This is a genomic window from Streptomyces niveus, assembly GCF_001723055.1.
In the GTDB taxonomy this organism is placed as follows: domain Bacteria; phylum Actinomycetota; class Actinomycetes; order Streptomycetales; family Streptomycetaceae; genus Streptomyces; species Streptomyces niveus.
The window spans coordinates 1-5,356 of the sequence record NZ_MDCR01000452.1 but is presented as its reverse complement, the minus strand read 5'-3'; the positions used below and the strand labels follow the sequence as shown (position 1 = coordinate 5,356).

Annotated in this window: 5 protein-coding genes; all 5 read left to right on the top strand. The window is 71.0% G+C overall.

The genetic code is table 11. The annotated features are described in order from the left end of the window. Positions 1-60: 60 nt before the first annotated feature. Positions 61-633 carry an NADH-quinone oxidoreductase subunit J family protein gene (locus tag BHU15_RS36000; protein ID WP_069630943.1) on the top strand — a complete coding sequence of 191 codons (573 nt, stop codon included), beginning with the start codon at positions 61-63 and terminating at the stop codon, positions 631-633. After that, positions 633-1,043: an NADH-quinone oxidoreductase subunit NuoK gene (gene nuoK / locus BHU15_RS35995; protein WP_069630942.1), complete on the top strand. Its 411-nt coding sequence runs from the start codon at positions 633-635 to the stop codon at positions 1,041-1,043. The genes BHU15_RS36000 and nuoK overlap by 1 nt, the downstream gene beginning before the upstream one ends. Continuing rightward, positions 1,040-3,046 carry an NADH-quinone oxidoreductase subunit 5 family protein gene (locus tag BHU15_RS35990; RefSeq protein ID WP_069630941.1) on the top strand — a complete coding sequence of 669 codons (2,007 nt, stop codon included), beginning with the start codon at positions 1,040-1,042 and terminating at the stop codon, positions 3,044-3,046. Before nuoK ends, BHU15_RS35990 begins: the two co-directional genes overlap by 4 nt. Positions 3,047-3,073: 27 nt before the next feature. Next, positions 3,074-4,654 carry a complex I subunit 4 family protein gene (locus BHU15_RS35985; protein ID WP_069630944.1) on the top strand — a complete coding sequence of 527 codons (1,581 nt, stop codon included), beginning with the start codon at positions 3,074-3,076 and terminating at the stop codon, positions 4,652-4,654. After that, on the top strand, positions 4,651-5,356 hold a 706-nt coding region (locus tag BHU15_RS35980), incomplete at its 3' end, for a proton-conducting transporter transmembrane domain-containing protein (RefSeq protein ID WP_303741382.1). The genes BHU15_RS35985 and BHU15_RS35980, both read left to right, overlap by 4 nt.

Sequence of the window (5,356 nt, the reverse complement as noted above, 5' to 3'; positions counted from 1 at the left end):
CCTGCTGCTCCTGCTCGCCGCGGCGCGGCAGCAGGAGCAGCAGGAGCAGGAGGACGGCGAGTGAGCTCTCTCGCAGCCGCCCACCCCGGCTTCCTCTCCCCGACCGGTGTCGAGATCGCCTTCGTCCTCGTCGGCCTCGTCACCTTCGGCGCGGCCGTCATCACCGTCACGACGAAGCAGCTCGTGCACGCCGCTCTGTGGCTCGTCGTCGCGCTCGGCGGCCTGGCCGTCGAATACCTGCTGCTGACGGCCGAGTTCATCGCCTGGGTGCAGGTCCTGATCTACGTGGGCTCCGTCGTCGTCCTCCTTCTCTTCGGGCTGATGCTCACCAAGGCGCCCATCGGCCGTTCCCCGGACGCGGATTCGGAGAACCGCTGGGTCGCGCTCGCGGTGGCACTCACCGCCGCCGTCGCGCTGGTGTGGGTGGTCGTGGACGCGTTCCGTACGACCTGGATCGAACTCGATGGACCCGCCCAGGGATCCACCGAGGTCTCCGGCCAGTTCCTCTTCCGGCACTGGGTACTGCCCTTCGAAGCACTCTCCGTCCTGCTGCTCGCCGCGCTGATCGGCGCGATCGTCCTGTCCCGCAAGAGCGACTCCTCCGGCGGTCCTCGTGGCAAGGAGCAGCGCTGATGCATCTCGCCTATCCCGCCGTGCTCGCGGCGCTGCTGTTCTGTACCGGTCTGTACGGGGTGCTCGCCCGGCGCAACGCGATCCTCGTCCTGATGTCCGTCGAGCTGATGCTCAACGCCGTCAATCTCAACCTCGTCGCCTTCGACGTGTGGCTGCGCGACACCCTGCACGCCGGCCAGGCCCTGACCCTCTTCGTGATCGCCGTCGCCGCCGCCGAGATCGGCATCGGTCTGGCGATCGTCCTGATGGTCTACCGCGACCGCGGCACCTCGGACGTCGACCGGCTCCGCGACAGCGTCGAGAGCGACGCGACCGACGACGCCGCGGCCGAATCCGTCGAAGCAGAGGCCGAAGCCGAAGAAGCCGCACGGGCAAAGGCACGGGCAAAGAAGGCTGAGGCCACCGCGTGACCACGACCACCCTCGCCGTCCTTGTTCCGGTCCTGCCCTTCCTCGGCGCGCTCGCCGGACTGCTCCTCGGTCGTACCGCGCCCGGCTTCGTCCGCCCGCTGGCCGTGCTGCCACCGCTCGCCGCCGCCGTACTCGCCGCGATCGTCGCCGTACGCCAGAGCAACGGGCACGGCGGCACCCGCGCACCGATCGACTCCGCGACCCAGCTCACCCCCACCGGCTCGGTCCCGATCGACCTCGCCCTGCACATCGACGGCTTCGCCGCCCTCGTCGCGATCCTGGTCGGAGTCGTCGCGACGTGCGTGCAGATCTACTCGACCGGCTATCTGCGCGACGACCCGCGCTACCCCTCGTACGCCGCGCTCGTCTCCCTCTTCACCTCCGCGATGCTGCTCGTCGTCTACTCCGGCGACCTGATGGTGCTGCTGGTCGGCTGGGAGATCATGGGCATCTGCTCGTACTTCCTCGTCGGCCACTACTGGGAGACACCCGAGGCACGCGCCGCCTCCCTGAAGGCTTTCCTGGTCACCAAGCTCGGTGATGTCCCCTTCCTGCTCGGTCTGTTCGCGCTCGCCGTCGACACCGGCACGTTCCGGATCACCGGCGTCCTCCAGGCCGTCGCGAACGACGGGCTCGACCACCCCACTGTGATCGCGCTGCTGTTGATCGCCGGTGTCGCGGGCAAGTCGGCTCAATTCCCGCTGCACACCTGGCTGCCGGACGCCATGGCCGGCCCCACCCCCGTCTCCGCGCTGATCCACGCGGCGACGATGGTCGCCGCCGGCGTCTACTTCGTGGCCCGTCTCCTCCCCGTGTTCGCCGCCTCGGCCGCGGCACTCACCGTGCTCGCCGTGATGGCCGCGATCACCATGGTCGGCTCGGCGCTCGCCGCCCTCGCGCAGGACGACATCAAACGCGTCCTCGCCTACTCCACGATCGGCCAACTCGGCTACATGACAGGCGCGCTGGCCGTGGGCGACCGGGGCGCGGCCGTCTTCCATCTCCTCTCGCACGGCGCCTTCAAGGCACTTCTCTTCCTCGGCGCCGGCGTGATCATCCACGCCGCCGGCACCAACTCGCTCGCCGCCATGTCCCGGATGGGCGGCCTCGCCAAACGCGTCCCCGACGCCTACTGGACGATGACGATCGCGCTGCTCGCGCTCGCCGCCATCCCGCCCTTCGCCGGCTTCTTCTCCAAGGAAGCCGTCCTCGTCGCCGCCGAGCACACCGCCCTCGGCGAGTCCGACATCGCCCCGTCCTTCGCCGGCTGGACCGTACTGGTCGCCGGTCTGCTCACCGCCCTCCTCACCGCCGCCTACGCCACACGCCTGTGGCTCCTCGCCTTCCGGGGCCGCGGCGCCGAAGCGGCCGACCACGGCAAGCAGCCCCTCTCGATGAACACCGTCCTGTGGGTGCTCGCCGTCCCCTCACTCGCCGTCGGCCTGACCGTCGGTCTCATCGCCCCCTGGCTCGACGCCGACAGCCTCGCCCCGACCGTCACCACCTCCGTACTCGGCACGGGCGTCGCGCTCGTCGGCGGACTGGTCACCTACGGCGCCTGGACACACACCACGGCACTGGCCGCCCGCACTCCCATGGGCGCCGTCGCCGCGCACCCCGACGCCGAGCCGGCCCTCTCCGAGGTCGAGGCCATGACCAGCCACACCCCCGCCTACGGCAACATCGCCTCGGCCCCCGACCCCGCCGACCCCGGCCGCCTGCTGCTCGGCAGGCTCCACCGGCACGCCGCCGCCGGCTTCCACCTGGACGCCGTCTACCGCGTGCTGTTCCAACGCCCGGTCCAGGGCGCGGCCCAGCTGGTCCGCTTCCTCGACCGCGAGGTCGTCGACACGTACGTACGCGGGGCGGGCACCGGCACCCGCTGGCTGGGCACCGCCGTACGCGGCGCGCAGACCGGCAACGTGCAGACCTACCTGGGCGCCCTGCTCGCCGGAACGGTCGTCCTGGCGATCGCCGCCGTACTCGTCGCCGCCGGAGCGTGAGCCGTGATCGATATCAGCCCGTCCGTGATGCAGTTCCTTCTCGCGTTCATCGTCGTCGCCCCGCTCCTGGGCGCGGCGACGGCGCTGCCGCCCGCCCCGCCCGGACTCCGGGGCAGCGGCCCCGACCAGGCCGTACTGCGCCACGGCGTGACCGTGACCGGCGCGATCCTCGTCGCCGCGATCGTCCTCGCGCTCGGCTTCGACCACGACCAGCCGTCGAGGATGCAGGCCACGACGGACATCAGCTGGATCGCCGCACTCGACGTACGGATCCACCTCGGTGTCGACGGCATCTCTCTCCCCCTTCTGGTCCTGACCGCGCTGCTGACCTTCCTCTGCGCGCTCTACAGCTACTTCAAGCCCCCGGCGGGCCCCTCCCCGAGGGCCTTCGTCGCCCTGCTGCTGGTCCTCGAATCCGGCACCCTCGCCACCTTCGCCGTCCTCGATCTGCTGCTGTTCTTCCTGGCCTTCGAGATGGTGCTCATCCCCATGTACTTCCTCATCGCCCGCTGGGGCGGTGCCGAACGGCAGGCCGCCGCCTGGAAGTTCATCCTCTACACACTGCTCGGTTCCGTGGTCATGCTGCTCGGCCTGCTGCTCGTCGGGCTGCACGCGGGCACATTCGACATGGTGGCACTCGCCACTGACAACGGCTCAGGTCTGAGTAAATCCGTGCAGGTCACGGCCGTTCTGGCGATCGGGATCGGGCTCGCGGTCAAGACCCCGATGTGGCCGCTGCACAGCTGGCTCCCGGATGCCCACACCGCCGCCCCGACCGTCGGATCGGTGCTCCTCGCCGGGGTCATGCTCAAGATGGGTACGTACGGTTTCGTCCGTATCGTCCTGCCCATCGCACCCGACGGCATGCGGACCTTCGCGCCGTATCTCGCCGCCTTCGCCGTCGTCGGAATCATCTACGGCTCCCTGGCCTGCCTCGCCCTCGCCCGCCGGGGCGCGGGCGGCGACCTCAAGCGCCTGATCGCGTACTCCTCCGTCGGCCACATGGGCTTCGTGCTCCTCGGCATCGCGTCCATGACGCCCACCGGCGTCAACGGCGCGCTGTTCGCGAACGTCGCCCACGGCCTCATCACCGGACTGCTCTTCTTCCTGGTCGGCGCGCTCAAGGACCGGTACGGCACGGCCGACCTCGACACCCTCGCCGGCGCCACCGGCGCGGCGCTGTACGGCCGCGCGCCGCGCCTCGGCGGCCTGCTCGCCTTCGCCGCCGTCGCCTCGCTCGGCCTGCCCGGACTCGCCGGATTCTGGGGCGAGATGCTCGCCATGTTCGGCGCGTTCGACCCCGCGCCCGGCCTCAGCCGCCCCGCGTTCCTCACCTTCACGGCGATCGCCTGCTTCGGCACGCTGCTCACCGCCGCGTACCTGCTGATCGTGGTCCGCCGCGTCTGCATGGGCGCGCACCCCCAGCACGTCACCGAGCCGAAGGAACAGCGGGAACGGCTGCCCGAACTCGCCGACGTCCAGGGCTACGAACTCGCCGCCTGGACCCCGCTCGTCGCCCTCACCGTCATCGCCGGACTCTGGCCCGCCGTCCTCCTCGGCCTCACCGACCCGGCCGTGCAGAAGCTTCTCGCAGGAGGCAAGTCGTGACCGTGGCCGCTGCCCAGGGCGCCGCCGACAGCGCCGCCAGTCTCGTCCAGTCCGTCGACTGGCTCGCCATCGCGCCCCCGGCCCTGACCGCCGCCGTCGCACTGATCGTCCTGGTCGCCGACCTGTTCGTCCCGGAACGCCGTAAGCCGCTCCTCGGCGCCCTCTCCATCGCGGGCCTCGCCGCCGCGCTCCTTCTGCTCCTTCCGCTCCGCGCCGGCGACCGCTCCACCTTCTGCCTGACGGCCGACGCCGACGTGTGCAGCTACACCGCCGACCACTTCACGCTCGTCATCCAGCTCCTGGTGCTCGGCGGCGCCCTCCTGACCGCTCTGCTGTCGATCACCGAACTCGGCGGCGGCAGGAAGCTCCCGCCCGGCGAGTTCTGGTTCCTGCTGCTCTCCTCGGCGGCCGGCGCCGCCCTCCTGCCCGCCGCCCGCGACCTCGCCACCCTCGTCGTCGCCCTCGAAGTCGCCACCCTCCCCGCCTTCGCGCTGGTCGGCCTCAAGCGCGGCGACCGCCTCTCCTCCGAGGCGGCGCTGAAGTTCTTCCTCTCCTCCGTGACGGCCACCGCCGTCATGCTGCTGGGCGTCAGCTTCGTGTACGCCACCACCGGCACCCTGCATCTCACCGAGATCGCCGGCCGGCTCGACGACGTCCCCGGAAAGTTCGAAACCCTCGCGTCGGCCGGCGTCGCCCTGACCC